Source organism: Thioclava sp. (assembly GCF_048263065.1).
Lineage (GTDB): Bacteria > Pseudomonadota > Alphaproteobacteria > Rhodobacterales > Rhodobacteraceae > Thioclava.
Genome location: NZ_JBLXEM010000011.1, coordinates 15839 through 42088, shown reverse-complemented (window position 1 = coordinate 42088; position 26250 = coordinate 15839). Strand labels below are relative to the sequence as shown.

Genomic DNA, 26250 nt, shown 5'->3' with positions numbered 1-26250 from the left:
TGATGGATCTGCTTTTCGCCAATGACAAACAGGGTGAGCACGCGCCAAGCTATTACGCCGCGACTGCGCTAACGGACAAACGCTGGCCCGAGTTGAAGGGCCGTCACGACACCGATGTTTGTGTCGTGGGGGCGGGGTTCACGGGGTTGTCGGCGGCGCTGCATCTGGCGCAGCGCGGCTTTGGCGTGACGGTGCTAGAGGCGCATCGCGTCGGTTTTGGCGCAAGCGGGCGCAATGGCGGACAGGTCGGGTCCGGCCAACGTCTTGAGCAAGACGATCTTGAGGCCACGCATGGCCCCGAGATGGCGCGAAAGCTTTGGGATCTGGGCCAAGAGGCCAAGCAGTTGATCCGTGATCTGATTGCGGATCACGCGATGCCCGTGACCTTGCATCCCGGCATCGTTCATGCGTGTCGCACGTCTGCTGAGGTGACCCATTCCCACCGCATGGCCGAAAAGCTGGCGCGCGAGTATGGCTATGATCAGGTGCAGCCGCTGGACCGTGACGCCTTGCGCGCGATCCTGCCATCCGATGCCTATCTTGGCGGCGATATCGACCGGGGTGCGGGGCATTTGCATCCGCTGAACTTCGCGCAAGGTCTGGCGCTGGCGTGCGATAAGGCGGGCGTGCAGATCCATGAGAATTCGCATGTGCATCACATCCGCCCCGGCGCCAAAGTGCGGGTGCAGACGCGCCACGGCCATATCGACGCCGATCATCTGATCTTTGCGGGCAACGGCTATCTCGGCCAGCTTGCGCCGCGCGTTTCCAGCCGCGTCATGCCGATCAACAACTTCATCGTCGCGACTGAGCCGTTGGGCGATCGCGTGTCACAGGTCTTGCGTGAAAACGTGGCCGTGGCTGATACGAAGTTCGTCGTGAATTACTGGCGCTTGTCCGAGGATAACCGCCTGCTGTTTGGCGGTGGCGAAAGCTATGGTTACCGCTTTCCCGATATCCTGAAAACCGTGCGCAAGCCGATGCTTGAGGTCTATCCCGGCCTTGCCGATACCCGCATCGACTACGCTTGGGGCGGCACGCTTGCGATTACGCGCTCGCGGATGCCCTATTTCGCGCGGCCGCTGAAAAACGCGTTTTCTGCCAGCGGGTTTTCCGGACATGGCGTGGCGATGGCTACGCTGGCGGGGAAAATCATGGCCGAGGCGGTTGCCGGTCAAGCCGAGCGCTTTGATCTCATGGCGGGGCTGAAGGTTCCGGCTTTTCCGGGTGGCGGCATGCTGCGCAGCCCGCTTTTGATGCTAGCAATGACGTGGTTTGCGATGCGCGACCGGATCGGGTTATAGCGCCGCCCTCGCTGTGGCAGATTTGCACGATATACTGTTGCATACCCTCAAAAGCTTGATTGCGGGGCGATTTCGTCTCAGCAAGCTGTAACAGCCCTGTGAACCTCAGGAAATTGCGATGGACCCGACGATTGATCACCCGCAGCGCTATGCGCTTGTAAACGAGCTGCACGCGCGTCCCTATCCCAAGCTGGGCGTGCCAAGCCATGCCGTCTACGTCGCTTTCAAAGAGCCGCGCGATGCGGCCAATCGCGACCGTGCCAAGGATCAGGCGCATCTGGTGGATCTGCTCAATCGCAGCGGCACGACCCCGCCACAAACCGGGATCACCCATTTCGCGGGCAAGATCGGGCGACACGAGCTGAAATGGGAAAGCCATACCGAATTCACAACCTATCTTGCCTTTGCGCCCGGCACGTCAGCGCGCCCTTTTGATCCGGCGGAAACCGAGGTTTTTCCTCCGGCATGGGTTGCGGCAGGCCCGGGTGGACGGCTTGCGGCGGTGCAGATCCGCATCGAGGAACTGCCCGCCAACCCCGATGAAATCGACCCGCTTCTGGCGCAATGGTTCGTCGCGGAAAGCCTTGTTTGTACTTGGGTTTTGGACGGGAGCGCAGTAGTCGCTGGCGATTTTCGGCTTGATCCAAATGGCCAGATGCGGTTCGCGATTTTCGTGCGTCCCGGCACCGGACCGGGGCGGGTCGGGCGCACGGTGCAGCGCATCTGCGAGCTGGAAACCTATCGCGCGATGTCGATGCTGGGGCTGACGCGCGGGCGCGATTTATCGCGGCGTCTGAATTCGCTTGATCCCCGCCTTACCGAGTTGGTCGAGGGGATGGGCGATGATGCGCGCTCGGCCGAAGCGACCTTGAACGGGTTGCTTGAAATCTCGGCGGAGTTGGAAGGTCTTGCGGTGCAGCACTCCTTCCGCTTTTCGGCCACGGGCGCCTATGAGGCGATCGTGCGCGAGCGCGTTGAAAGCCTGCGCGAGACTCGTTTCGAGGGTCGCCAAAAGCTAAGCGAGTTCATGGCGCGGCGCTATGATCCCGCGGTGCGCACGGTGAAATCTGCCGAGACCCGGCTGCGCCAAATGGTGACGCGGGCGGCGCGCGCGGGCGAGTTGCTGCGCACGCGGGTTGATGTCGAACGCTCGGCGCAGAACCAGAAGCTGCTGGAAAGCATGGATCGTAGGTCCGACCTGCAACTCAAGCTGCAACACACGGTCGAGGGGCTGTCGGTCGTCGCGATCAGCTATTACGCCGTCAGCCTTGCGGGCTATCTGACTTACCCGGTTGCAAAACAGATCGGGATTTCCAAAGAGCTGATGGTCGCCGGGCTAACGCCGCTCGTGATCTTGCTGGTCTGGCTGATGATCCGGCGCATTCATAATAGCGTGGGCAAGCACTAGGCCCGCCCACGCAAGTGCCTCAGAAATCTGCCGTCGCGGGGTTCGGGCCAATCCGGCCATCCTTGGAGTCGAGCGAGGCGATTTGCGCCATTTCCCCGTCGGTCAGTTCGAAATCGAACACCGAGATATTTTGACGCATCCGGTCGTGGTTCGAGGATTTCGGGATGGTGATCAGGCCAAGCTGAACCTCCCAGCGTAAGATCACCTGCGCGGCGGATTTGCCATAACGCGCCGCGATCTCGATCAGGGCGGGTTCGCCTAGCAGCTCGCCTTGCCCTAGCGGCGACCAGCATTCGGTCGTAATTCCCATCTTGTCATGCACTTTGCGCTGGGCCTTTTGCTGAAAGCGCGGATGCAACTCGATCTGATTGACGCAGGGCGTGACGCCGGTTTCTTTAACCAGCTGCTCTAGCTGATCGGGCAGGAAATTGGACACGCCAATCGCGCGCACGCGACCCTCTTCGCGCAGCCGAATAAACGCTTTCCATGTCTCGACAAACTTGTCTTTGGCCGGCATCGGCCAGTGGATCAGATACAGATCAAGCGTCTCGAACCCCAGCTTGCCCATGCTTTCATCAAAGGCGCGCAGAGTCTCATCAAAGCCTTGCCGGTCATTCCAAAGTTTCGATGTGACGAAAACCTCGTCGCGCGCCACTTCGCTTTGGGCGATACCTTTGCCCACGCCGACCTCGTTGCCATAAATCGCTGCGGTGTCGATATGGCGATAGCCGTTATTGAGCGCGCTCATTATGATGCCGGGCGCTTCATCATCGGGCATTTTCCACACGCCAAGCCCGAGTTGCGGGATTTTCGTGCCATCGTTGAGGGTGATCATCGGGACTGTCATTGCGCTCTCCTGTGTTCGCTATCTGCCAACAGGATAGGGCGCCGCGCGGTTCCGAACAGGGGGGCACCTATGCGCGAGGTCATTCTCCGCGCGCCAGATCATACAGCTTCATGCGCGACATTGGCGTCATACTCCAACTGGTTGGTGGTCTCGGCCACGCCCGCACCGGTGACCGACCCCAAATTATGGTACCACCAGTCGATCCGCTCTCTCGGTTTTCGGTAATCGGGGGGCAGCCGAAATCGGCGGGGTGAATATCGGTGGTCAGGCGTTCTTCAAAACCTTGCAACTGATCGGGGCCGACGGAATACATCTTGCCCGAGAGGCAGGGTTGATAGCCCGCGCGGCGCAGATGATGAGCGTAGCTCGGAATGTCCAAGCGGAACTCGACCGCGTTATCATAAATGCCATTGCGCGAGGGCAACTGTCCCGACATGAACGCTGCGCGCCCCGACGCAACCCCGACGATCCGATCCGCACCCTTCAGGCAGCAAAGACCAGCCGCGCCTCATGGCGTTTTAGGCTCGGGCGCGCCGCGGGGTAGGCATGCAGCCCTGTTGCCAGGTCCGGAAACAAAGCCAGCAATTCGTCGCGCACGCCGGTTTCCATATCGCGCAGGGTCGCGACGCCCGGCTGGAAGCTTTCGCTCCACAGCCCGTCCGAAGACAGAATTTCGTGCTGATCAAACATCAGGTGAATATAGGTCACCTCTTGAGCACTGTCGTCGATCGCAATGCCGGGCATTCCGTCAAGATGGCGCGCGACTGCCAACGCCTCAGACTCGCCGCACAGTAATTCGGCGCGCGGCCCGTTGAGCAGCAGGCGGTGCTGCGGTGAGACCTTCATCGCGCGCGCTGGCATGTTCGGGCCCAAGGCGCCGGGCGCAATCGCCACCGGGTAAAACGCGGGCGAGGCGCGCAGTTCACGCGCCGTCAAATGGCGCGTCCCGATCCAGCGGATCTCTTGGTAGCCATTGTCGCGCGTCAGAACGCGATCACCGACCACAAGCTCTTCGACCAAACGCTCGCCGTGATGCGTCGCAATCCGGGTGCCCGGCGTAAAACAGGGGATGACACGCTCGATATTGCTGAAGGTCATCGTGCCGATGACATTGCCCGATGTGTCAAGGAATTCGACCGAGCCGTTTTCAGGATTGGACTGATCAAACGTGATGTTCGTAAGGTCTTTGCCCCAGTCGCTGAGATCAAGCGTGTCGGCGTCATTGCCGCCCTCGCCACCGTCGATAACATCGCCATCCGTTAGGTTAACGAAAAGATCCTGATCATCGCCGCCCGAAAGCGTATCGGCCCCGCCCCCGCCGGTTAGCGTGTCATTGCCTGCGCCGCCCGTGACCGTATCGTCACCCACGCCGCCATCCAGACTGTCATTGCCGCTACCGCCATCAACAAGATCGTTGCCATCGCCGCCCAGAACGGTGTCATTGTCTGCGCCGCCATACAGGCTGTCATCGCCCCCCGCACCGTCAAGGTAGTCATTGCCAGCATTGCCGTAAAAGACGTTGGTGTAGCCGTCTGTGGGGTCGGACGAAGACCCGTCAAACCCCACCAAAGTATCGCCATAGGCCGAACCATAAAGGCCATCCACGCCCGACAGTGTATCACCCGCAGCATCCCCGCCCGAGGCTGTGGCCGCGCCCAGATCGATATTCACGCCAGCGCCACTATCGGTGTAATCGGCATAATCCATGCCGGCCCCGCCGCTGATCACATCCGAGCCCGCGCCGCCATGCAGCGTGTCGAGGCCCTCACCGCCCATAAGCGAGTCATTCCCCGTGCCGCCATCAAGGCTATCATTGCCCGCATCGCCTGAAAGCGTGTCGTTACCAGCGCCACCGATCAGCGTGTCATTGCCATCGCCGCCCAGCAGGCTGTCGGCTCCGTCGCCTCCGTTGAGCGAATCATTGCCCGTCCCGCCATCAAGCGTGTCGTTCCCCGTCCCACCGATCAGTGTGTCATTGCCGTCCTCGCCCATAAGCGAGTCGTTGCCCGAGCCGCCATCGACAGAATCATTGCCGGTGCCCGCCATCACCGTGTCATTGCCAAGTGCGGCAAGCACCGTGTCGTTGCCAGCGCCCGCGCGGATATAGTCGTCATCGCCCGAACTGCCTGCCAGCCCGGCATCATTGTTATCGACCTTGTCTGAGCCATTCGCGATCGGCTCGACATAAGAGCTGTCGATCAGGTCATTGCCCGATGTGCCGTCGATATAGCCATCGTCCCAACCCGTCACCACTCGATCTGTCGCCAGACCCGCGCTGTTGCTCGTGAGCGTATCGAGCGTGATCGAGCGAATGGGCTTGGCTTCATAGGCAGCGGTATCAGCCGCGCCGGCCGAATTCATCTCGGGCGCAAGATACAGGTTGCCGTCGGTATCTTGCACGATGACGGCAGACACCGTCGCGGTGGTGCCGTCAGCATAAGTCAGAGTAGATGTATAAAGCGCGAGCGCGTCGTAGTCATAGGTTTGCACGCCATTGCCGATATCAGTCGTGAACTGATCGTAAGACGACGTATCCGTATCGAGCTGCCCGGAATTGCCGCCATTGTCGATCATGGTGGCGGAAGTGATATGGGAGAAAAGCGGGTCGGCGCTTGAGCCGTATGTGGTGCCGGTCAAAGCGCTGGCGTTTTCAGCGCCCGACCTCCACTCGAAGCGATCGATGTCCGTTGAGCTGTTGCCCAAAAAGATCCAGTTGAACGTCGTCGCCATAACGCGAAAGCCCTTAGGTTGCGCGCAGCTTCCATCGCGATTGCCAACTCATCCAATCCGCATAGGCGGGGATCAACGGGGACCTGTCCCGGTTCGAGAGATTGAGTACAAGACGACTGGTTACTGCTTTGATTGATTTTCTATATCAGCTGTCGCATTCAATTTATAGTTGAATGGTGCATTTCATGCGGTATCTTTGTGGCAGAATTGTGATTGACGCCGCCAAGCTACTGTCTTTTTATACAGGTCGGCTTGGTCTGGACGCCTCCTGCGCGCCGCATCGCAATACTGGTAGGCCCGGAGGGACTCGAACCCCCAACCAAGGCGTTATGAGCGCCCTGCTCTAACCAATTGAGCTACAGGCCCACCATTGCCTCTCCCTCTATCACGCGCGCAGGCGGCGTCAAGAATTTGGCGTGCTTTTGGCCAACAGACGTTGCTTGACCCCGGGTCTTGCGCTAGGGCTGCGCCCCAGTTGATCGTTGTTGGAGAGCGCCGCCATGACCGATAAGAAACCGGGCCTGACCTATGCCGATGCGGGCGTGGATATTGATGCAGGCAATGCTTTGGTCGAGCAAATCAAGCCTGCCGCCAAGCGCACGCAACGCCCCGGCACGATGTCGGGGCTGGGCGGGTTCGGCGCGCTGTTCGATCTCAAGGCGGCGGGTTATAACGATCCAATCCTTGTGGGTGCGACCGATGGTGTGGGCACCAAGCTGCGCATCGCGATTGACACCGGCAATGTTGACACGATCGGCGTCGATCTGGTGGCGATGTGCGTCAATGATCTGGTGTGTCAGGGTGCCGAGCCGCTGTTTTTCCTTGATTATTTCGCGACCGGAAAGCTGGAGCTGGATCAGGCCACGCGCATCATCAACGGCATTGCAGAGGGCTGCGCGCAATCGGGCTGTGCGCTGATTGGCGGCGAGACGGCGGAAATGCCGGGCATGTACACAGAGGGCGATTTCGACCTTGCAGGCTTTGCCGTGGGCGCGATGGAGCGCGGCAGCGACCTGCCCGCAGGCGTGGCCGAGGGCGATGTTCTGCTGGGTCTTGCCTCGAACGGGGTGCATTCCAACGGCTATTCCTTTGTACGCAAAGTGGTCGAGATGTCGGGCCTTGGCTGGGATGCGGATTGCCCGTTTGGCGATGGCACGCTGGGTGCGGCGCTGCTGGCCCCGACTCGGTTGTATGTGACGCAGACGCTCGCGGCGGTGCGTGCAGGGGGGGTGCATGCGCTCGCTCATATCACCGGCGGCGGGCTAACCGAGAACTTGCCGCGTGTGGTCCCCGAAGGTTTGGGCGCAGAGATTGACCTGTCGTCTTGGGACTTGCCGCCGGTCTTTGGCTGGCTGGCGAATACGGCGGGCATGGCTGAGGGTGAACTGCTCAAGACTTTCAACTGTGGCATCGGCATGATCGTCGTGGTCGATCCCGCGCGTGCCGATGCGATCACGTCGCTACTGAGCGAAGCGGGTGAAACCGTCAGTCGGATCGGCACGATCGGCACCGAGCAGGGGGTGGCTTACACGGGGCGCCTGCTGTGAAACGGGTCGCCATCCTGATTTCGGGCGGCGGGTCAAATATGATCAAGCTGGTTGAGAGTATGACCGGCGATCACCCCGCGCGTGCCGTTCTGGTGGCGTCAAATGATGCAAATGCGGCGGGGCTTCAAAAGGCAGCGCGAATGGGCGTGCCCACGGCGGCGATTGATCACCGCCCTTACGGCAAAGATCGCGCCGCGTTCGAGGCGGAATTGCTCAAACCAATTCTTGCTGCCCAGCCCGATATCCTTTGCCTTGCCGGGTTCATGCGTGTGTTGACGCCCGATTTCGTTGGTCGCTTCGCGGGCAGGATGCTCAATATTCACCCTTCGCTTTTGCCGAAATATCCCGGCTTGCATACCCACGCGCGCGCGCTTGAGGCGAGAGATGCCGAGGCGGGGTGCACCGTGCACGAAGTCACCCCGGTGCTGGATGACGGCCCGATTTTGGGCCAAGCGCGCGTGGCAATCGCGTCGGGCGACACGCCCGAGACGCTGGCCGCGCGGGTGCTGGTGCAGGAACATCGCCTCTATCCCGCTGTGCTGCGCCGGTTCGCGCAAGGGGATCGCACGCCGCTGATCCTGTAACGCGCGGCCCAATCGCGGCTTTCGCGCCACGGCGCAGGCGCGATTTCGCGCGATGCTTTTCATTTTGCGCGCGCAGGGCTAAAGGTCGATAACCTTGCGGGATGACCCCGCGTTCCCTTGCGAAAGCGCGACATGCAGACCATTACCACGACCGACGCCCTCGCGGCATTCTGCGACAAGGCGAAGTTGGAGCCTTACGTTACCATCGACACCGAATTTTTGCGCGAGCGGACCTATTGGTCCAAGCTGTGCCTAGTGCAGATGGCCCTACCAAACCACGATGACCAAGAGGGCGATGCGGTTCTGGTTGACCCGCTCTCTGACGACCTCTCGCTTGAGCCGCTTTATGATTTGTTTCGCCACACGGCGACGGTCAAAGTGTTTCATGCCGCGCGTCAGGACCTTGAGATCTTCTTCACCGAGGGAAATGTCTTTCCCGATCCGCTGTTTGACACCCAGATCGCCGCGATGGTCTGCGGCTTTGGCGAGCAGGTGGGCTATGAGACGCTGGTGCGCAAGATCGCCAAGGAATCGCTGGATAAGTCCTCGCGCTTTACCGATTGGTCGCGCCGCCCGCTGACCGAGGCGCAAAAAAAATACGCGATTGCCGATGTCACACATCTGCGCCAGATTTACGAATTCCTCTCAAAGCAGCTTAAGGAAACCGGGCGCGAGGCTTGGGTCCACGAGGAAGAAGCGGTGCTGCTGAACCCCGAAACCTATATCAACCGCCCGGAAGAGGCGTGGAAACGCGTCAAAACCCGCACCAGTTCGGCCCGATTCCTGGGTATCGTGCGCGCGCTGGCGCAGTTCCGTGAAGGCTATGCGCAAAACCGCAACATCCCGCGCTCGCGCATTTTCAAAGATGACGCGCTGCTGGAACTGGCCTCGACCAAGCCCGCCAGTTTTGAAGACCTCAACCGCTCGCGTCTGCTGCTGCGCGAGGCGCGGCGCGGCGAAATCGCCGAGGGTATCATGTTGGCGGTGAAAGAGGGGCTTGAGGCGCCGCATGACTCGCTGCCGCGCCCGTCCGATCAAGGCCAGCAATTGCAGGTCGATACCGCCTTGGCCGATCTTTTGCGCGTGCTGCTCAAGGCGAAATCGCAAGAGGCGGGCGTGGCGGCCAAGCTGATCGCAAGTTCTGCGGATCTGGACCGGATCGCTGCGGGCAAACGCGATGTCGCGGCACTGCACGGCTGGCGCGCCGAGGTGTTTGGCCATGATGCGCTGCGACTGGCCAAAGGCGAGGTCGGGCTGACCGCGCGCAGCGGATCGGTCGAACTGGTGGATCTGTAGCGCCGGGGAATCGGCGCTACTTAAACGCGATGTTTGGACGTAGTGCTTAGCGACGCACCGAGCGCGCGTTCCCGGCGCCCTCGACCACGATTTTGCGCACACCTTGCAGCTTGTAATTGCTGATGAACGCCGCCGCCGACACTTCGCGCGATTGCTGCGTCGACACACGCCGCGCATCCGCACTGTCCGCCGCGGGAGGCGTCAGCATGAAGCGATAGGTCATCGTGCCATTCGCATCGGGTTTGCCGTCATTGAGCGCGACCAGATCGGTTTGCCAATAGCCTTGCGTCGGGGGCAGGCCCATCGCGGTGACAATCGCGCCAGAGGAGGCTTTGTCGACCGACAGGCTGAGAACCTGCGCCACAGGCTGCTGCCAGGGCTTGCCGATTTGCGTCGGGTAGCCGCCCTTGGGCGCGAGCGTAGTCTGCGCCTCTGGTTGGCTTTTGCCAAACCAGTTGAACGGGTTGAGTTTGCTGCCGCGAATGGTGCCGCAGCCAGCGGTGGCAAGTGTTAAGGCAAGTGCCGCAATCAGGGCTTTGTTCATGGTCGCTCCGAAGCTGTCCAAGATCTCTGGTAGCCGATCACGCAGCTTTTGAAAAGCCGCGTCTGGACGCAGACGCGCGCGCGCGTTACCCAAGAGCCTCAAGTTGATGCAAGGAACCCCGTGATGGCCCGCGAAGCGTTTGAAGAGATTGCCGAGACCTTTGAATTTCTCGACGACTGGGAGGACCGCTACCGCCATGTGATCGAGCTGGGGCGCGAATTGCCGGGGCTCGACGAGGCGGTGAAGGTGCCTGCGACCAAGGTGCATGGCTGTGCCAGTCAGGTCTGGCTGCTGCCGCGCATCGATGGCACCGGCCCGCAGGCGCAGTTCGATTTTGAGGGCGAGAGCGATGCGATGATCGTGCAGGGGCTGATCGCGATTTTGCACGCGCTTTATTCGGGTCTGAGCGTGACGCAGGTGGGCGAAGTTGATGCAGCGGGCGAATTGGCGCGGCTGGGGTTGAACGATCACCTGTCGGCTCAGCGCTCGAACGGGCTGCGCGCGATGATCGAGCGGATTCGCAAGCTGGCTGCCGAGGCCGCGAGCGCCTGACACGTCCACTGTTCGCGCATTAAAAAAGGGGCCGCGCGGCCCCCTTTGACGTTGCAAGCGGCGCGCCTTAGCGCACCGGGTTGCGATAGATCATGCGACGCAGCGACCCGGTTTTCGAGCGCATCAGCATCGTTTCGGTTTCGATATAGGTCGGCTCGCGCTTCACGCCCTTGACGATCGAGCCGTCTGTTACACCGGTTGCCGCAAAGATCACATCCGAGCGCACCATGTCATCGCGTGTGTAGATTTTGTCGAAATCGGTGATCCCGGCCTTTCTCGCGCGGCCCCGCTCGTCATCATTGCGGAACAACAGCTTGCCCCACATCTGACCGCCCATACATTTCAGCGCCGAGGCTGCCAGAACGCCCTCTGGCGCGCCACCTGAGCCCATATACATATCGATTCCGGTGAAATCAGGTTCGGCGCAATGGATCACACCGGCCACGTCGCCATCGGTGATCAGGCGGATTTTGGCACCGGTGCTGCGCACTTCGGCGATCATGTCCTCGTGGCGCGGACGATCCAGAATGCAGACCGCGATGTTCTTGGGCTCCACCCCTTGCGCGCGCGCCAAGGCTTCGATCCGCTCGGTCGGGCTCATATCGAGGCTGACGATATCTTTTTCATAGCCCGGCCCGATCGCCAGCTTTTCCATGTAGACATCGGGCGCATGCAGCAGCGAGCCGCGCGGTGCCATCGCGATCACGGTCAGCGCGTTAGGCATGTCCTTGGCCGTCAGCGTTGTGCCTTCCAGCGGGTCGAGCGCAATATCGACCTCCGGGCCGGTGCCGGCACCGACTTCCTCGCCGATAAACAGCATCGGGGCTTCGTCGCGCTCGCCCTCACCAATCACCACGGTGCCGCGGATGTCCAGCTTGTTGAGCTGGTCACGCATCGCGTTCACCGCCGCCTGATCGGCTGCTTTTTCATCGCCGCGCCCGATCAAATCGGCCGAAGCATGGGCGGCCGCCTCGGAGACGCGGGCAAGGCCCAGCGAAAGCATACGGTCGTTGAAATCACTCAGAGGGGTCATGTTCTTTTCCTGTTTGCCATCGGCGATAGGCCACCGCGCACAGATAAACCCCGCCACGCGTGCAAGGGCAACCCTGTGAACGCTAACGGTCGCGCCGCTTTGCGGCGGACGCGCGTTGCAAGCGGTTTACAGCTCTTCGATGCGGATCGCGACCGGCTCGCCTTCGACGACACGGGTGGCAGGCAGGGCAGCGATGGCGTGATCTATCGCATCGCGCGTGGTTTTATGCGTCACGATCAGCACCGGGGCCGAGGTGTCGGCATGGCCATATTGGCGCAAGCGACTGATCGACACGCCCGATTCGCCCAAGATCGTCGCCACCTTAGCCAGCGCCCCCGGCTTGTCGGCCAACTGCAGGCGCAGGTAATAGGGCGCGGGGTTTGGGGCCACGGCGGGCGTTGCCTTCACCAGCTTCGCGGCGGGTTGACCAAAAGTCGACAGCCGCAGGCCGCGTGCAAGATCCATCACATCGCCCATCACAGCGCTGGCGGTCGGGCCTTCGCCCGCGCCCGCTCCGCGCAACACGATCTGGCCCACGGCGTCGCCTTCAAGCACGACCATATTGGTGCCGCCCGTCAGCTGCCCCAGAGGCGACGAGGCCGGCACAAGGCAGGGCGTCATGCGTTGCTCTAGCCCGCGCCCGGTCATCTGAGCCACGCCCAGCAGTTTGATCTTGTAGCCCATATCGCCCGCGCGCCGGATATCGTCGATCGAGATCCGCCCGATCCCCTCCAGCACCACATTGTCAAAACTGACCTGCGTGCCAAAGGCAATCGCGGCGAGGATCGCCAGCTTGTGGCCCGCGTCGATTCCGCCCACGTCAAGATTGGGATCGGCTTCAAGATAGCCCAGTTGGCGGGCTTCCTCGAACACCGTGTCATAGGGCAGACCGGCTTCTTCCATCCGCGTCAGGATATAGTTGCAGGTGCCGTTCATCACGCCCATTACGCGGCGCATACCGTTGCCGGCCAGCCCCTCGGTGAGCACCTTTATCACCGGAATGCCGCCTGCCACAGCCGCCTCAAAACGGATCGCGCGATTTAGGTTTTCAGCCAGTTCCGCCAGCGCCTGCCCGTGATGGGCCAGCAACGCCTTGTTGGCGGTGACCACATCTTTGCCCGCGCGCAGTGCCGCTTCGGTGGCATCCTTGGCCGCGCCTTCATGCCCGCCCATCACCTCGACGAAGACATCGACATCTTCGCGCGTGGCCAGAGCCACCGGGTCACTTTCCCAAGCGAAATTGGACAGGTCCGCATCTCGGTTCTTGGTGCGATCACGCGCCGAGACGGCCGTAATCACAACGGGGCGACCAGCCCGCGCGGCCAGCAGATCGGCGTGACGATGCACGATTTTAACGACGCCAATCCCCACAGTGCCAAGACCCGCAATGCCAAGACGCAAGGGCTGGTCGCTAGGGGCTGGCGCAGACATGGGAAACCTCGTGTAAAATCGGAATTGCGCCCTGTTAGCGGGAAAGCGCGCCCCGCGCAACGGCGCGCATCGCCGCCCCTAAAGCGTTTCGACTTAATCTTGAATCGTTTGTTCGCTGCCTCTCCCTTCGGTCGAACGCGAAAAACGATAAAGTACGTCTTAAGGTGAAGTCGTAACGCTATTTTGCGCGGCTAGATCGTTCTCATCCACCACATCAACGCGGCGCAGCGCGTCGGCACGTGCGCGCAACGCATCTGCGCGCGCCTCAAGTTCGGGGGCGGGGCTGGGAGTTAGCGGTTCATCACTAAGCAGAGTGTCGAGGGGAACCAGCTTGGGATATTCCTCACCCGGCGCACCCGCGCAAGCCGCTGTCAGGCAGATAAGGGCCAGAAGGGAAGGGGTGCGCAGCATATTGTTTCCTGTCAGATCGCCCTCAAGATATGGTGCAACGCTGCACAGCACCAGCGCCGATTTCTGCGCTTTCGGGTTTGATGCTGAACGAGTGTTCAGTTAACTTCGCGCTATGGCACGCAAAACTGGCTCACATTCACAAATTACCGGTCCGAAAATCCGCGAGCAGGCGCAGCAACTTTTCGCCCGTCACGGCTTTGCAGCCGTTTCGATGCGCCAGATCGCAGCGGCGGTCGGGGTGCAGGCGGGGGCGCTGTATCTTTATACGCCCGACAAAGAGGCGCTGCTGTTTGATCTGCTCAAAACCCATATGGACGAGCTGCTGGCCGCATGGGCCGCCCAGCCACGCGGGACCGGGCCAATGGCGGCTCTTGAGGCCTTCGTGCGCTTTCACATCGGCTTCAACCTCAGCCGCGCCGATGCGGTGTTTCTCAGCTATATGGAACTGCGCAACCTCGGCCCCGAGAATTTCGCGATGATTGAGAGCCAGCGGCGCGCCTACGAGAACGAGTTGGAAGATATTCTGAAAGCGGGCCAACAGACGGGCGCGTTCCTGATCCCCGACACCAAACTGGCGACGATGGCGATCATCGCCATGCTGACCGGCGTCACAACATGGTTTCGCGAAGGCGGACGACTGAGCCGCCCTATGGTCGAGGATATTTACTGGGATATGGTGCGCAAAGCGGTCGGCGCGTGACCCGAGCCGCCTTGCGCGAATGACATCGGATTTAGTTTGGTTCTGAGCTCGACGGGGGCGGGATTATGGTCGCCGTCGGCGCCGAACTCGGACGATCCAGTTTCAGCGAATGTAACCCGACATAGCCGTCCCAATCGCCGTTGAACGACAGATCTCCGCCGACATTCCAATGCTGCCCCCAGACGCCACCGGTGCCAAAGAAGCCATAGCTGGCATAGCCCAGACCCAACTCGGCCATCGCGGTATTGCGCCCCGTCAGCCCGGTCAGCTTGATTTTCCCAGTGATCGGTCCTTGGCCAAAGCCCAGATGCAACGAGAGCTTCGCACCATTCGTGTCGCCATCGGGGTCAACGTCGTAACGCATCGCGCCGAGAACGCCCTCAAACCCACTGCTGCGTGCACCGAAAACCCAGTTCAGCCCGACAAAGCCCTTGGTATCCTCCGCCATCGCCCCGCTTGCGACGCAAGCCAAAGCCGCAGCAAGTGTAAGTTTGCGCATCATCATGATCGTCTCCCCTTTTGACGTTCGCGCAAGTGTATTTTACCACCGCTAGGAAAAGGGCGACAATCGCGGTATTCCGTGCTTTGGTCGTGGCATGGTGACACGGGTGCGCGCCATGCCCTCTTTGCCTCTGCGGTCTTGCGCGCTAAGAAGGCGCCAAAGGAGCTCCACGCCATGCTGAAAACCCGCATCATCCCCTGTCTCGACGTGGCCGATGGGCGCGTGGTCAAGGGCGTGAATTTCGTCAACTTGATCGACGCGGGCGATCCGGTCGAGGCCGCTAAGGCCTATGACGCGGCAGGCGCGGATGAGCTGTGTTTCCTCGATATCCATGCCACGCATGAAAACCGCGGCACGATGTTCGATCTGGTCACCCGCACCGCCGAGCAATGTTTCATGCCTCTCACCGTGGGCGGCGGCGTGCGCAGCCATGAGGACGTGCGCGCGCTGCTGCTGGCCGGGGCGGACAAGGTCAGTTTCAACTCGGCCGCCGTGGCCGATCCGGACGTGATCGCGCAAGCTGCCGATCGCTTTGGCAGCCAATGCATCGTCTGTGCGATTGACGCCAAAACCGTCGAGCCCGGCCGCTGGGAGATTTTCACTCATGGCGGGCGCAAACCCACAGGCATCGACGCGGTAGACTTCGCCCGCACCGTCGCGGCCAAAGGCGCGGGGGAAATCCTGCTGACCTCAATGGATCGCGATGGCACGCGGGCGGGCTTCAACCTGCCGCTGACGCGTGCGATTTCCGACGCGGTTGATGTGCCGGTGATCGCAAGCGGGGGCGTGGGCACGCTTGACCACCTCGTCGAAGGCGTGACCAAAGGCGGGGCCAGCGCTGTACTGGCCGCCTCGATTTTTCACTTCGGCGAGTTCACGATCCGCGAGGCCAAACAACATATGGCCGATGCGGGCATTGCGGTGAGGTTGTGATGAACACTTTAGAAACACTTTTTGCCACGATTGAAGCGCGCAAAACAGCTGATCCCGACAGCTCTTGGACCGCTAAGCTTTTGGCTAAAGGCCCTGAGAAGGCAGCCGAGAAATTCGGTGAAGAGGCGGTCGAGGCGATCATCGCGGCCGTCAAGAACGACCGCGAGAACTTGGTCTATGAATCTGCCGACGTCCTTTATCATCTGCTGGTCATGCTGGCCGCGCGAGATGTGACATTGTCCGAAGTGCTTGCCGAGCTTGAGCGCCGCCAAGGCACCTCTGGCATCGCCGAAAAAGCTGCGCGATAGTCGGGGGCGCTGCCCCCGGCCTGCGGCCTCCCCCAGGATATTTTCAACACTTGGAAGCGGGAACGCGCGTGCCCTTCCTCTTGATCCAAATATCCCGGGGGTGAATTCGGCAACGCCGAAGTGGGGGCAGCGCCCCCAGCTTGACCGTTATTTGTCGATCCCCTTTGAATTCCTCGATCAGGAGTATCAACTGCTCTGCGGCGCTCAGGTGCTGTGGATTTTCTGCATCCGGTATGAGGGCGATCCTTCGGCCCAAATTGCCCAAGTGTTCGTTGGCTAGATGCAGCCGTTGCTGGTCTTGCAAGAGAGGTCAAGAGCCGCTTCAGAACGCGGACTGAATGTGGTGTCCCGCGTCCCGGCCGATTTCCTTTCGCTCTTCCGTTATTCTTGGCCAGCCATAGCTCCCGAGATTGCGACGCGAGTGTTTCTTAATGGGCGCAAGCGTGACCAAATCAGATCGTTGCCTGCGACTGACACGACGGCTGCGGTAAAGACCAGCCTTGCGCAAATTGTCAAAGTTAAACCCAACTACAGCATGATCCTGATTGTTGAAACGCTGTTCCTGCTGATCATGGCGCTGCTTTTTGTACGAGTTTTCGAGATATGAGTTGTCTGTGGCGTGGCGAGCGTTCCGCGCTAGGGCGAATGTCGGCTCTGGAAAAGTATATCCAGTGCCATCGCACTAGCAGCAAACGGCCGGCACGTCGCCCATGCCGTTGGAAGACATTTGGACACCCACTACGAAAAACGGTAAGAATGGGCTGAAGATAATCAACTAACGCACATCTTGTCGGATAGCTCTTCGGGCTAGAACCACGCTACCTGCTATCCGCTACAGGCCAGCGTCAGCGCAATCGGAATGTCATCAGGCCCGCCATGCACATCGGGCTTGTTCACCGCGACATTGGGTACGCAGGTTTGCCCCTCAGCGGTGCTACGAATGACCACCGGGTCGTTTTTCACGGGTACTAGCCCGGTCAGATTTTCGGGGTCATACATTTCAATGCGCAGCGCATTAGGGTCTTCGGGCGCAGCTAAACCCAAGGCGAATGCCAACGTCACAACCCCGTCTTTCACGCTCGCCTGAAAGCCGTAAATCAGGGGATCAGGAAGCTGCTCTGCTCCTTTCCAGATGCGCGTGTAATAAAACGAGCCTTCGGTGTTTTGCTTGGTCGCCTTATGCACCGCGTCCAACTCGGCCCCGTCGAATTTGCCATCTCCATTGGTGTCAAAGGTCTGCAACAGCCACTGTGATACCGAGAGGTCAAACGTCCAGCTTTCGCCGATATGAGTGATCTTGCCCTTGTCCATGCCTACCAGGAGCCGCACCAGCAATTCGTCCTCAGGGTGGGCGGTAGCGACCAGCGGCGTCAGGGCCAAAAGCCCGGCGATCAACGGGCGCGCGATCATGGCTGGAACTCCGGTTTCTTCTCACCCGGCGGGGCGGCAGGCGGGGGCGCACCGAATGAGGGAAAGGCATCGGCCTCGGGCACCGCGGATTGCGCAGCGGGCGGGTTTTCCGAGGCGGCGTTTTGCGGGGACGCGGTTTTCGCCTTTAGCTTGTTGCCCATCAACGCCACGCCGCCATACAAAATCCCGATCGCGACCAGCCAACTGCCCACGATCCGGCCCGCAATTTCAAACCAGCCCGCGCGCCACGACCGTAAGCTCAGTGCCACCGCACCGGTCAACCAGACCCCCAGCGCCGCACCCGCGAGAAACACCCACGGCTTGCCGCCATAGCTTGGGTCAGACAGTTTCGTCGCCAGCGCATACATCACGCCAAGGATCAGCGCGGCGGGCAAGATCAGCACCGGACGCGGCGCGCGCCCCAGCGCCAGCGTCGCGCCAATCGCGATGGCCGATATCGGCATCGTCAGGAAATGATGCGTGATCGCGCCGGGAATTTGTTGCAACGCGTCCATGATCTCGACGCGCAGACCCAAGCCTGCAGCCATTCCCACGACCCACAAGGCGCAAGCGACGCGCGCAGAGCGTATCGGCACCAGCGCCAGTGCGATGCCAAAACCAAACAGCGGAAACAGCCGCTCGACAGCCAGCGCATCGCGGATCAGCCACGCGCCAACCTCGCCGCGCTGCGCCACTGGCAGCAGCGCCAGCACGATCAGTGCTGTCAGCCCAAGCAGTACCCAAAGGTGGCGTAACCAGCCCAAGCCGCTGGGCCGGGAAGGCGCGTTTTCAAGATCCAAAGATGCTTAGCCCCGCGTTCAAGAAATCCAGTTGAGATTGCAGATATCCCAGCGCCAATGCAAGGAAACCAAGGCCGACAACTGCGATGAGCAGGCCCAGCCCCTGCGAGAGCCGCCCCTTCCAGATCGGGTTGAGCACCAGCCCGACCCCCACGCCAATGACGTGAATAAACCCGGTCGCCAGCACAAAACCAATCGCGTAATCGGCAGGGTCGGCGGCCATCGGCAATTCTGCCCCGTGCGCATAGCCATGATAGAGCGCAAACACCGCGATGATCGCCAGCGACACCCATTCCGCAGGTTTCCAAGCCGCTCCAATTGCCAGCCCAAGCACGATGATGGACAGCGCGATGCCAATCTCAATCCCCGGTAGCGGCAGGCCCAGAATGCCAATGATGCCGCCCACGACCATGATCATCGGGAAGGTCACCGGCAGCGACCACACGCGCCGCCCGCCCATCTGCGCGCCCCAAAGACCCACCGAGAACATCGCGAGGAAATGGTCATATCCCGACAGCGGATGCTCGAACCCGGCGGTAAACCCGCCCGATCCGGTCTGCGTGATATGCGCCGCCGCCATTTGTGGGATGATAAGCAAAATCAGGGCTGCAAGAGCGGCAAGGCGACGATGAGGCATGGGCGATCTTTCGGTTGTAACTGATCGCGGCATCTTGTTGATCACACCCGAAAACTCAAGACGCCAATTGGGCCTATGCCCTCACCATCCCTTGAGAAATGTTGCGGCGCGCGCGATCAAAGCGTTGCGCGCCCAGATAACGCCTAACCCGCGCCCAGTGCGACGGCGATCTGATAGGTCAGAAGTGAGGCGACATAGGCCAGCGCGAACATATAGATCAGCGCGACCCACATCCATTTCGCCGAGCCCGTCTCGCGCCGGATCACCGCCAGCGTGGAGATGCATTGCGGTGCAAAGATATACCACGCCAGCAGCGATAGCGCGGTTGCAAGGCTCCATTGGCTTGCCAGCGTATGGATCAACCCGCCTTCGCCAGACACCGCGTAAACGGTTGCCAGACCCGCCACTGCGACCTCGCGCGCGGCCATGCCCGGCACCAGCGCCACCGCGATCTGCCAGTTAAAGCCCAGCGGCGCGAGGGCAGGGGCGATGAACTTGCCTATCATCGCGGCAAAGGAATAGTTGATCGCTGGGCCCGTTGCGCCCTCTGGCGCCATCGGGAAGGTCGAGAGCACCCAGATGATTACCATCGCCCAGAAAATCACCGTGCCTGCGCGGCGCAAGAATACCTTGGCGCGTTGGTAAAGGCCGAGAAAGATGTTGCGGGGCCGGGGCAGTTTGTAATCGGGCAGATCCAGCATCAGCGGCGCGTTGCGTTCCTCGCGTGAGAACAGGAAGCGCGCGACAAAGGCCACGACCAACACGCTGAGCACTCCAGCCGCATAGAGGCCGAACATCACGAGACCCTGCAGGCTAAGCTCTGCGACCTTGGTGTCGGGGATGAAAGCGGCGATGATAAGCGTATAAACCGGGATGCGCGCCGAGCACGTCATCAGCGGCGCGACCAAAATCGTCGTCAGGCGGTCGCGTTTGTTGTCGATCACGCGTGCGGCCATGATCCCGGGGATCGCGCAGGCAAAGCTGGATAGCAGTGGAATAAAGGCGCGCCCGTTTAGCCCCGCCTTGCCCATGATCCGGTCCATCAGGAACGCCGCGCGCGCCATATAGCCGAAATCTTCAAGCAGCAAGATGAAGAAAAAGGTGAACAGGATCTGGGGCAGGAAAATGATGATCGAGCCGATACCCGCAATCACCCCGTCCACCAGAAAGCTTTGGATCAACCCGTCGGGCAGCAGGTCACTGACCAGCACGCCCAGCCCGGTAAAGGTCGCGTCAATGGCATCCATAAACGGAGTCGCCCAGCTAAACACCGCCTGAAACATCGTGAACAGGATCGCCAGCAAGATTACCGGCCCGGCAATCGGGTTTAGCACCACACGGTCGATCTTGGCCGACACGGTATCGGGTTCGGGCGGGCGGATCACATGGGCGTTCACAAGGCGCTCTGCCTCTCGCATTGCCACGCGCAGATCATGCGAACTGGGCGCTTGCCATGTGCTTGGCTTGGCAGGTTCGACGCCCGCATCCAGCATCGGGTCGACGCAGGACCACAGCGCATCCAGCCCACCACGGCGCACAGCGGTCGCGGTGACAACGGGAATACCTAATTCATCCGACAGCGCCTCATGATCAATCTGCAAGCCGCGATGGCGCGCAATGTCGATCATATTCAGGATCAGAACAATCGGCAGGCCGACCTGTTTCAACTCGCCCACAAGACGCAGCGCGCCGCGCAGGTTCGTGGAATCCGCCACCGCGAGGATCATATCGGGCACACGCTCGCCCTTGCGCTGGCCGAGCAAGACGTCGCGCGTCACTTCCTCATCGGGTGAACGTGCGCGCAAGCTATGTGTGCCGGGTAGATCGATCAGCGAGAACCGCCGCCCGGCCGGGGTCGTGGCAATGCCGACCTTGCGCTCAACCGTGACGCCGGAATAGTTGCCGACCTTTTGGGTCGCACCTGTCATCGCATTGAACAGGGCCGTCTTGCCGCAGTTGGGGGCACCTACGAGGGCCACCTCAAGGCGTAGCGCGTCGGGATCTGTCTGGCTGGCGGGCTGGGATATGGCGGGCGCCGAACTCATTCTGCGAGGATGGCCATAGCTTCATGGCGACGCAGCGCGACCGTGGTGTCATTCACGCGCACCGCAATCGGGTCGCGTCCAAACGGACCTTCGTGCAGGATATGAACCGAAGCGCCCTCGATAAAGCCGAGTTCAAGCAAGCGGCGTTCCAGTTCTTCGGGATCAAACCCGCCTTGAGTCGCCACGGGCGAGACAGAGACCAGCGTGCCGCGAAAACCCCGGCGACAAGCGCCAAGGGGCAGGGCGGAAACAGCGGCTTCGATTTTCTCAGGGCTGGCCATCATGCGATCAACTCCATGGCGGATACGACTCACTATCCTGATCCTTATCATCAGGAAATAGCGTGCGATTTGATCTCTGACAATTCAACTCTGGTATTTTTCACAAAAAAATGGCGATTATTTTTGTCAGGAATAGATCGGCCGCTGTTTTTTAACGCAAATTCGGCCTGAACGGGTTTTCCGCTCAATGGGTTGTGAATGGGAACTTGAGACCTGCGGTCAACGTAGTGGGGGCCATACCGCCACCTTTCAGTGCCTTGATCTTGCCCAGACCGACCGACAGGCTCATCGTATCATTGAGCGCATAATCGGCCTCAACCGCCACCGATCCGATCACGCCGCCTGATACATCAACACCGCCGCCGCCCGCCGCACCTATGCGCCCTTCAAGCGAAATCGCCCAGCGATCCGTGAGCGGCTGGTGCCAGCCAAGGCCCAGCATTCCGATAGCATAGCCCGCAACATCGCCGCCCAATGCGGTCTGCGCATTGCCGGTGACATACAGATTGTCGTTGAGGAACAGATCGACCGAGCTATCCTGCATCACCGGATTGCCTGTCGCCGTTGCGCCCGGCTTGCGGAACGCCGCATTGGGGTCTTGCGTCGAAATCCCGAGCGTATAGGCCCAGCGTTGCCGCGCAGCACTCACCGGCCCAGCGTCGACGCTGCGGCGGAACACCCGCGTTAGACCGACCCGCGCAACCGTGGCATCCATATCGCCATCGGGCGCAATGGTTTTGCCAACGGACAGGTCCAGATCGGCCCAAGGCAGCACGGCCACACTGACGCCAAGACCTGCATCCAGCAACACGCCGCCCCCGGTATCAACCAGCCCGCCGCCGCCAAAGCCAAGCGCGGCTTGGCCATAAACCGAGGCGCGATTGCCCAGCGCAATACGATGGCGCAGCCCGCCAGAGATTTGCATATAACCTTCGCCGCCACTCGCCGCGCCATCAGCAGACAGCACCAACTCGTTGCGCCCGCCCAGCAGGAAGCTCGCCTCAGCGCCCGCCAGTTTCAAGTTCGCCTGCGCAGCGCCTGTGCGATCACGACTGCCGCCCATATCCATATACGCGCCGCGGATCGTGACCGACCGTAGCGGCATCGACAGCGGTGATCCGGTCAGCGCACGCTGGTCCTCATGCGCCCCGATATGCCAAGTCAGCCCGGCATTGAACGCCGTGTTTTCGATATCAGCGCCTGAGATGTTGATATAACTCGCGCCCAGTTCGGCATCGACGCGATCACTGAGCGCATAGCCGAGCCCAACGCCCGCGCGGGTCATGAACCCGTCACCGACGACGACCGCCGCGCCGCCACCACCGCCCAAAAACAGCGAGGTGTTAAGCGAAAGCCGGTCGGTCAACGCAAACCGCTTGACCCCCTCGATTCCCCAGAAAAACGCGCCCCCGCCATCGCCCTTAGCCCCCGCATAGATCGCCTGGCCAAAGCTGATTCCATGCCCAAAATCGCGGCCGAAATAGATCCGCGCCAAACCCTCGATCGGGGTGCGCGGATCGTTCAGGGTGTCATAGCTCACCCCGATTTCAAACGCGTTCGCACCCACAGGCATCAAGCTGGCGACAAAGGCGAGTGACAAGAGGGAGCGGTGCAACATTGGACAACCTAGAATAGAACGCGGGCCCACTCATATGGCCCCGCGTTGCATCCGGCGTCAAACCCTGCGGTCCGCTTTAATGTTCGCGAAAGGCGCGCTGCATCGAATCCGACACAGGTTTGGCGATATATTGCGCAAATGTGCGCGAGGCGGTCTCGATCATCACCAAAACCGGCATCCCCGGCATAGGTGCAAACCCCGGCACCCGGCGCAATTCAGATTGCGGCAGGCGGATGCGCGCTAGATAAACCTCGCGCGGGGTATTGCCCGACCGCTCGACAATCGCATCCGCCGAGATGTAATAGACCTCGCCTTTCAGGATCGGCGTCGTGCGTTGGTTCAGCGCGGTGAGGCGCACCGAAGCCATCTGGCCAATCTTGACCGCGTCAATATCGGTGCGCGCGATCATCGTTTCGATAATCAGCGGAGCTTCAGAGGGCAGGATTTCGGCAATCACCTTGCCCGCCTCGACCACACCGCCCGCGCCCGTATAGTTCAGCGCCACGACGGTGCCTGACACGGGGCTTTCGATCACCACGCGTTTCAGGATCGAACTGGCCTTGCGTTCCTGTTCGCGCACGCCATCCAGTTCGGCCTGCACGGTTTCCAACTCATCCAGTGCCGCCTGACGGTGCGTTTCAATCGTCTGCGTGGTCTGCGCCTCATATTTCGCGCGCATTTCCTCGCTTTCGGACACTTCTGCGGCGAGCCGCCCGATCTGCCCGTCCGCATCCGCCAGCGCGCGCCGGATCGCGTTGAACTCGGTGCGCCGGATCAGCCCTTGTTCAAACAGTTGCTTTTTGCTGCCGTGATCTTCGGCCAACATCTCACGCTGGGCCTGCGTCGCCTCCAGCTGGGCCTTGTAGCCCCGCATGCGGCTTTCCATCGCGGCGATATTGCGCGACAGCAAGTCCAACTCACTTTCCACCTTGGCTTTGGTGACGTTGAACGAAAGCTGTTGCGCATCCAGCATCGCAGCGACTTCGGGATCAGCGCGCGCCTCTAGCAGCCAATCGGGCAGGCGCAATTCCCGCCAGCCGTCATATTCGGCGGTGATGCGGGCCTCCATCGCCTCAAGCCGGGCGCGGCGCAAAAACAGCGCGCGCTCGTTTGCCAGCGCCGAGGTTTCATCGAGTCGCATCAGCGGTTGCCCCTTGGTGACGAAATCGCCTTCGGAGATGTGGATTTCCTTGATGATCCCGCCCTCAAGGTGCTGGATCATCTTGTTGCGCCCGGTTGCCACGAACGAGCCGGGTGCCATGATGGCCGCCGCCAGCGGCGCGCTGAACGCCCAGACGCCAAACCCGCCAAAGGCTGCAACAAACACGGCCATCCCGATAATCACCATGCTCCGGATCGAGCGCGGCACCTCGGCAAACCAGCCATCGCTATCGGATACGTCCTGACGATCACTCATGCCGGTGCTCCTTGTAGTTCGGGCGCACGCGCTTGCGGCGCGACTTGGGGCTGCTGCGGGCGTTTGCGCCGCTCGAGTTCCGCCAAGACCTGATCGCGCCATCCAAACAGCGCGATATTGCCATCCGAGAGCAGCATGATCTTGTCGACCGCACTCAGCAGCGAGGGCTTTTGCGTCACCACAATCGTCGTGATGCCCGAGCGTTTCGCATGGCCCAACGCACGCACGAGGGCAGCGTCACCCAGCGTATCAAGGTTCGAGTTCGGCTCATCCAGCACGACGAATTTCGGATCGCCAAAGAACGCGCGCGCCAGCCCGATGCGCTGTTTCTGCCCGCCCGACAGCGGCGCGCCATCGCTGGACACCACGGTTTCATAGCCCTGCGGCAGGCTGGCAATCATGTCATGCACATCAGCCAGATCGGCGGCGCGGTGAATCTCCTCGTCGCTGGCATCTTCACGCATCCGCGCAATATTCGCTTTGATCGTGCCGGGGAACAGCTGCACGTCCTGAGGCAGATAGCCCAAGATTTCGCCGAGTTGGCGCGGATCCCAGTTGCGCAGATCCATCAGATCCAGCCGCACCGCCCCCGAGGTCGGCAGGATCGACCCCACCAGCATTTTGCCTAACGTGGTTTTGCCCGCGCCGGAATTGCCGATGACCGCCAATTGATCGCCCGGCGCCAGCGAAAACGTCAGCGCATTCAGCACGACATGTTTGGTGCCTTGGGGAACATATAGCAGCCGCTCGACATCCAGCCGACCCAGCGGCTTGGGCAGGCGCAGCTTGTCATTGCGACTTTTCGCCGAGGCGAGCAGTTGCGACACCCGGTCATAGGCTCCGCGCGCCAGAAGAAAGCTGTTCCAGCCCTCAATCGCGCCCTCAATCGGTGCCAGCGCACGCCCCGCCACAATCGAGGCCGCAATCACCATGCCGCCGGTGATCTGCCCGTCCAGCGACAGCCACGCCCCCCAACCCAGCATTGCAATCTGGGTGAACAGACGAAACATCCGCGACAGCGAGGCGGTATAAACGTTGCGGTCCTGCGCCTCGATCTGCGCCTTGAGCGACTGGGCCGTGTCACGCCCCCAAATCGCCACCGCCTCGGGGATCATCGCCATTGCGTTGATGATCTGGCTGTTGCGCGACATCGATTCCAGATGCAGGTTGGCGCGGGTTTGCGCCATGTTGGCGCGGCGAAACCCGTCGGTAGTGATCTTTTGGTTCACCCAGGCGAACACCGCGAGCAGTGCCGCCGTGCCCACCACGATCATTCCCAAATGCGGATGGATCAGAAACACCACAAGCATAAAGATCGGCGCGAAAGGCACATCCAGAAAGGATAACAACGTGCCCGAGACCAGAAAGCTGCGCAGCGCGCCCAGATCGCCCAGCACCTGATATTCGCGCCCGTTGGAATGCAGCGAGGCTTGCGCGGCTGCGGACAGGACTGGCGCGCCCAACCGGGCTGCGACATCGACCGCTGAACGCATCAGCACCAGCCGGCGCAACGCGTCCAGTATCGTCTGCACCATGATCGCGCCCAAAATGACGATCGTCAGCATCACCAGCGTGTCAATCGAGCGCGACGTAAACACCCGGTCCGAGATCTGGAACAGATAGATCGGCACGGCGAGGATCAAGATATTGGTGGCACAGGTCATCAACACGACAAAGGCCATATTGGCGCGCAGCTTGTGTTTCATCTGCGTTAGCGTGCGCGTGTAATCCAGCGGTGCGACGCGCTTGTGGAATTTGGCGGAGGGTGGTGCGGGTGGGGAGCCGGAGGCGTCTTTCGCGGGGACGTTTTTCACCCCCATAGGGCTTTCCACACCACCCTCCTCCCGGGCAGACGCCATTTCTGACGCCGTAGTTAGCCCGGTTACTTTGGCAGATTTGACCCTGCCGTTGG

General features: G+C 61.1%; 24 protein-coding genes, 1 tRNA gene and 2 pseudogenes. 9 read left to right on the top strand and 18 right to left on the bottom strand.

Annotated elements, in window-relative coordinates; translation table 11 throughout:
* Positions 1 to 2 precede the first annotated feature (2 nt).
* Both ACN0SD_RS14110 and ACN0SD_RS14105 read left to right on the top strand, forming a co-directional pair.
* Complete coding sequence (locus tag ACN0SD_RS14110; protein WP_417808871.1) at positions 3 to 1304, top strand: NAD(P)/FAD-dependent oxidoreductase; 1302 nt, start codon at positions 3 to 5, stop codon at positions 1302 to 1304.
* Between the two features lie 118 nt (positions 1305 to 1422).
* Positions 1423 to 2712, top strand: coding sequence for a DUF3422 family protein (locus ACN0SD_RS14105; RefSeq protein WP_417808870.1), 1290 nt, complete (start codon positions 1423 to 1425; stop codon positions 2710 to 2712).
* A gap of 19 nt (positions 2713 to 2731) precedes the next feature.
* On the opposite strand, the gene ACN0SD_RS14100 is transcribed toward ACN0SD_RS14105, so the two are convergent.
* The 4 genes and pseudogenes from ACN0SD_RS14100 to ACN0SD_RS14085 all read right to left on the bottom strand — a co-directional run bounded on the left by ACN0SD_RS14100 (position 2732) and on the right by ACN0SD_RS14085 (position 6655).
* The gene (locus tag ACN0SD_RS14100; RefSeq protein ID WP_417808869.1) at positions 2732 to 3559 is read right to left on the bottom strand and encodes an aldo/keto reductase; all 828 of its coding nucleotides are present in this window, start codon (positions 3557 to 3559) and stop codon (positions 2732 to 2734) included.
* Between the two features lie 104 nt (positions 3560 to 3663).
* Positions 3664 to 4016, bottom strand: a pseudogene (locus ACN0SD_RS14095) (choline-sulfatase); the annotation flags it as partial.
* 26 nt (positions 4017 to 4042) lie between these two features.
* On the bottom strand, positions 4043 to 6289 hold the full coding sequence (locus ACN0SD_RS14090) for a Hint domain-containing protein (protein ID WP_417808868.1): 2247 nt from the start codon (positions 6287 to 6289) through the stop codon (positions 4043 to 4045).
* 289 nt (positions 6290 to 6578) lie between these two features.
* Positions 6579 to 6655: transfer RNA gene (locus tag ACN0SD_RS14085), tRNA-Ile, on the bottom strand.
* 134 nt (positions 6656 to 6789) lie between these two features.
* On the opposite strand from ACN0SD_RS14085, the gene purM reads away from it, so the two are divergent.
* The 3 genes from purM (at position 6790) to rnd (ending at position 9716) form a co-directional block, all read left to right on the top strand.
* Positions 6790 to 7836, top strand: coding sequence for a phosphoribosylformylglycinamidine cyclo-ligase (gene purM, locus ACN0SD_RS14080; RefSeq protein ID WP_417808867.1), 1047 nt, complete (start codon positions 6790 to 6792; stop codon positions 7834 to 7836).
* The gene (gene purN, locus ACN0SD_RS14075) at positions 7833 to 8420 is read left to right on the top strand and encodes a phosphoribosylglycinamide formyltransferase (RefSeq protein WP_417808866.1); all 588 of its coding nucleotides are present in this window, start codon (positions 7833 to 7835) and stop codon (positions 8418 to 8420) included. The genes purM and purN overlap by 4 nt, the downstream gene beginning before the upstream one ends.
* 132 nt (positions 8421 to 8552) lie before the next feature.
* Positions 8553 to 9716 (top strand): ribonuclease D, encoded by a 1164-nt coding sequence (rnd, locus tag ACN0SD_RS14070; protein WP_417808865.1) that lies wholly within the window; start codon positions 8553 to 8555, stop codon positions 9714 to 9716.
* 46 nt (positions 9717 to 9762) lie between these two features.
* Here rnd and ACN0SD_RS14065 read toward each other — a convergent pair whose 3' ends face one another.
* A complete protein-coding gene (locus ACN0SD_RS14065; protein WP_417808864.1) occupies positions 9763 to 10260 on the bottom strand; it encodes a hypothetical protein in 498 nt (165 codons plus the stop codon).
* A 123-nt stretch (positions 10261 to 10383) separates the two neighbouring features.
* Between ACN0SD_RS14065 and ACN0SD_RS14060 the strand changes: the two genes are divergently transcribed.
* The gene (locus ACN0SD_RS14060; RefSeq protein WP_417808863.1) at positions 10384 to 10812 is read left to right on the top strand and encodes a SufE family protein; all 429 of its coding nucleotides are present in this window, start codon (positions 10384 to 10386) and stop codon (positions 10810 to 10812) included.
* Positions 10813 to 10879: 67 nt separating this feature from the next.
* Here the strand turns inward: ACN0SD_RS14060 and glpX are convergent, their stop codons facing one another.
* From glpX to ACN0SD_RS14045, 3 genes are all read right to left on the bottom strand, one after another.
* The gene (gene glpX, locus ACN0SD_RS14055) at positions 10880 to 11845 is read right to left on the bottom strand and encodes a class II fructose-bisphosphatase (RefSeq protein WP_417808862.1); all 966 of its coding nucleotides are present in this window, start codon (positions 11843 to 11845) and stop codon (positions 10880 to 10882) included.
* 126 nt (positions 11846 to 11971) lie between these two features.
* Positions 11972 to 13276: a homoserine dehydrogenase gene (locus ACN0SD_RS14050; protein WP_417808861.1), complete on the bottom strand. Its 1305-nt coding sequence runs from the start codon at positions 13274 to 13276 to the stop codon at positions 11972 to 11974.
* A gap of 159 nt (positions 13277 to 13435) precedes the next feature.
* Entirely contained in the window at positions 13436 to 13687 is a 252-nt protein-coding gene (locus ACN0SD_RS14045; protein ID WP_417808860.1) for a hypothetical protein, read from the bottom strand.
* A gap of 112 nt (positions 13688 to 13799) precedes the next feature.
* Between ACN0SD_RS14045 and ACN0SD_RS14040 the strand changes: the two genes are divergently transcribed.
* Positions 13800 to 14387 (top strand): TetR family transcriptional regulator, encoded by a 588-nt coding sequence (locus ACN0SD_RS14040; protein WP_417808859.1) that lies wholly within the window; start codon positions 13800 to 13802, stop codon positions 14385 to 14387.
* Between the two features lie 31 nt (positions 14388 to 14418).
* On the opposite strand, the gene ACN0SD_RS14035 is transcribed toward ACN0SD_RS14040, so the two are convergent.
* Positions 14419 to 14892, bottom strand: coding sequence for a hypothetical protein (locus ACN0SD_RS14035; RefSeq protein ID WP_417808858.1), 474 nt, complete (start codon positions 14890 to 14892; stop codon positions 14419 to 14421).
* 171 nt (positions 14893 to 15063) lie between these two features.
* Here ACN0SD_RS14035 and hisF point away from each other — a divergent pair, with 171 nt between their 5' ends.
* Positions 15064 to 15822, top strand: coding sequence for an imidazole glycerol phosphate synthase subunit HisF (gene hisF, locus ACN0SD_RS14030; RefSeq protein WP_417808857.1), 759 nt, complete (start codon positions 15064 to 15066; stop codon positions 15820 to 15822).
* Positions 15822 to 16130: a phosphoribosyl-ATP diphosphatase gene (locus ACN0SD_RS14025; RefSeq protein ID WP_417808856.1), complete on the top strand. Its 309-nt coding sequence runs from the start codon at positions 15822 to 15824 to the stop codon at positions 16128 to 16130. Before hisF ends, ACN0SD_RS14025 begins: the two co-directional genes overlap by 1 nt.
* 343 nt (positions 16131 to 16473) lie before the next feature.
* Here ACN0SD_RS14025 and ACN0SD_RS14020 read toward each other — a convergent pair.
* The 9 genes and pseudogenes from ACN0SD_RS14020 to ACN0SD_RS13980 form a co-directional block, all read right to left on the bottom strand.
* Positions 16474 to 16620: pseudogene (locus ACN0SD_RS14020) on the bottom strand (IS3 family transposase); the annotation flags it as partial.
* A 335-nt stretch (positions 16621 to 16955) separates the two neighbouring features.
* On the bottom strand, positions 16956 to 17540 hold the full coding sequence (locus ACN0SD_RS14015) for a DUF1007 family protein (RefSeq protein ID WP_417808855.1): 585 nt from the start codon (positions 17538 to 17540) through the stop codon (positions 16956 to 16958).
* Positions 17537 to 18340: a hypothetical protein gene (locus ACN0SD_RS14010; protein WP_417808854.1), complete on the bottom strand. Its 804-nt coding sequence runs from the start codon at positions 18338 to 18340 to the stop codon at positions 17537 to 17539. Before ACN0SD_RS14010 ends, ACN0SD_RS14015 begins: the two co-directional genes overlap by 4 nt.
* Positions 18330 to 18977 carry a HupE/UreJ family protein gene (locus tag ACN0SD_RS14005; protein WP_417808853.1) on the bottom strand — a complete coding sequence of 216 codons (648 nt, stop codon included), beginning with the start codon at positions 18975 to 18977 and terminating at the stop codon, positions 18330 to 18332. The genes ACN0SD_RS14010 and ACN0SD_RS14005 overlap by 11 nt, the downstream gene beginning before the upstream one ends.
* A 143-nt stretch (positions 18978 to 19120) precedes the next feature.
* Positions 19121 to 21022 carry a ferrous iron transporter B gene (gene feoB, locus ACN0SD_RS14000; protein WP_417808852.1) on the bottom strand — a complete coding sequence of 634 codons (1902 nt, stop codon included), beginning with the start codon at positions 21020 to 21022 and terminating at the stop codon, positions 19121 to 19123.
* Positions 21019 to 21336 carry a FeoA family protein gene (locus ACN0SD_RS13995; RefSeq protein WP_417808851.1) on the bottom strand — a complete coding sequence of 106 codons (318 nt, stop codon included), beginning with the start codon at positions 21334 to 21336 and terminating at the stop codon, positions 21019 to 21021. The genes feoB and ACN0SD_RS13995 overlap by 4 nt, the downstream gene beginning before the upstream one ends.
* A 151-nt stretch (positions 21337 to 21487) precedes the next feature.
* Positions 21488 to 22921 (bottom strand): hypothetical protein, encoded by a 1434-nt coding sequence (locus tag ACN0SD_RS13990; protein ID WP_417808850.1) that lies wholly within the window; start codon positions 22919 to 22921, stop codon positions 21488 to 21490.
* Between the two features lie 76 nt (positions 22922 to 22997).
* The gene (locus ACN0SD_RS13985; RefSeq protein WP_417808849.1) at positions 22998 to 24338 is read right to left on the bottom strand and encodes an HlyD family type I secretion periplasmic adaptor subunit; all 1341 of its coding nucleotides are present in this window, start codon (positions 24336 to 24338) and stop codon (positions 22998 to 23000) included.
* Positions 24335 to 26158 (bottom strand): type I secretion system permease/ATPase, encoded by a 1824-nt coding sequence (locus ACN0SD_RS13980; RefSeq protein WP_417808908.1) that lies wholly within the window; start codon positions 26156 to 26158, stop codon positions 24335 to 24337. Before ACN0SD_RS13980 ends, ACN0SD_RS13985 begins: the two co-directional genes overlap by 4 nt.
* Positions 26159 to 26250 lie beyond the last annotated feature (92 nt).

Bases quoted from the DNA above. Each gene is read 5' to 3' on its own strand.
- purM (WP_417808867.1), top strand. From the start codon at position 6,790: ATGACCGATAAGAAACCGGGCCTGACCTATGCCGATGCGGGCGTGGAT.
- ACN0SD_RS14025 (WP_417808856.1), top strand. From the start codon at position 15,822: ATGAACACTTTAGAAACACTTTTTGCCACGATTGAAGCGCGCAAAACA.
- ACN0SD_RS14105 (WP_417808870.1), top strand. From the start codon at position 1,423: ATGGACCCGACGATTGATCACCCGCAGCGCTATGCGCTTGTAAACGAG.
- ACN0SD_RS14045 (WP_417808860.1), bottom strand. From the start codon at position 13,687: ATGCTGCGCACCCCTTCCCTTCTGGCCCTTATCTGCCTGACAGCGGCT.
- ACN0SD_RS14040 (WP_417808859.1), top strand. From the start codon at position 13,800: ATGGCACGCAAAACTGGCTCACATTCACAAATTACCGGTCCGAAAATC.
- ACN0SD_RS14060 (WP_417808863.1), top strand. From the start codon at position 10,384: ATGGCCCGCGAAGCGTTTGAAGAGATTGCCGAGACCTTTGAATTTCTC.
- ACN0SD_RS13980 (WP_417808908.1), bottom strand. From the start codon at position 26,158: ATGGGGGTGAAAAACGTCCCCGCGAAAGACGCCTCCGGCTCCCCACCC.
- ACN0SD_RS14050 (WP_417808861.1), bottom strand. From the start codon at position 13,276: ATGTCTGCGCCAGCCCCTAGCGACCAGCCCTTGCGTCTTGGCATTGCG.
- ACN0SD_RS14015 (WP_417808855.1), bottom strand. From the start codon at position 17,540: ATGATCGCGCGCCCGTTGATCGCCGGGCTTTTGGCCCTGACGCCGCTG.
- ACN0SD_RS14090 (WP_417808868.1), bottom strand. From the start codon at position 6,289: ATGGCGACGACGTTCAACTGGATCTTTTTGGGCAACAGCTCAACGGAC.
- ACN0SD_RS14065 (WP_417808864.1), bottom strand. From the start codon at position 10,260: ATGAACAAAGCCCTGATTGCGGCACTTGCCTTAACACTTGCCACCGCT.
- ACN0SD_RS13990 (WP_417808850.1), bottom strand. From the start codon at position 22,921: ATGTTGCACCGCTCCCTCTTGTCACTCGCCTTTGTCGCCAGCTTGATG.
- rnd (WP_417808865.1), top strand. From the start codon at position 8,553: ATGCAGACCATTACCACGACCGACGCCCTCGCGGCATTCTGCGACAAG.
- feoB (WP_417808852.1), bottom strand. From the start codon at position 21,022: ATGAGTTCGGCGCCCGCCATATCCCAGCCCGCCAGCCAGACAGATCCC.
- ACN0SD_RS14100 (WP_417808869.1), bottom strand. From the start codon at position 3,559: ATGACAGTCCCGATGATCACCCTCAACGATGGCACGAAAATCCCGCAA.
- ACN0SD_RS14035 (WP_417808858.1), bottom strand. From the start codon at position 14,892: ATGATGATGCGCAAACTTACACTTGCTGCGGCTTTGGCTTGCGTCGCA.
- hisF (WP_417808857.1), top strand. From the start codon at position 15,064: ATGCTGAAAACCCGCATCATCCCCTGTCTCGACGTGGCCGATGGGCGC.
- glpX (WP_417808862.1), bottom strand. From the start codon at position 11,845: ATGACCCCTCTGAGTGATTTCAACGACCGTATGCTTTCGCTGGGCCTT.
- ACN0SD_RS13985 (WP_417808849.1), bottom strand. From the start codon at position 24,338: ATGAGTGATCGTCAGGACGTATCCGATAGCGATGGCTGGTTTGCCGAG.
- ACN0SD_RS14110 (WP_417808871.1), top strand. From the start codon at position 3: ATGGATCTGCTTTTCGCCAATGACAAACAGGGTGAGCACGCGCCAAGC.
- ACN0SD_RS14005 (WP_417808853.1), bottom strand. From the start codon at position 18,977: ATGCCTCATCGTCGCCTTGCCGCTCTTGCAGCCCTGATTTTGCTTATC.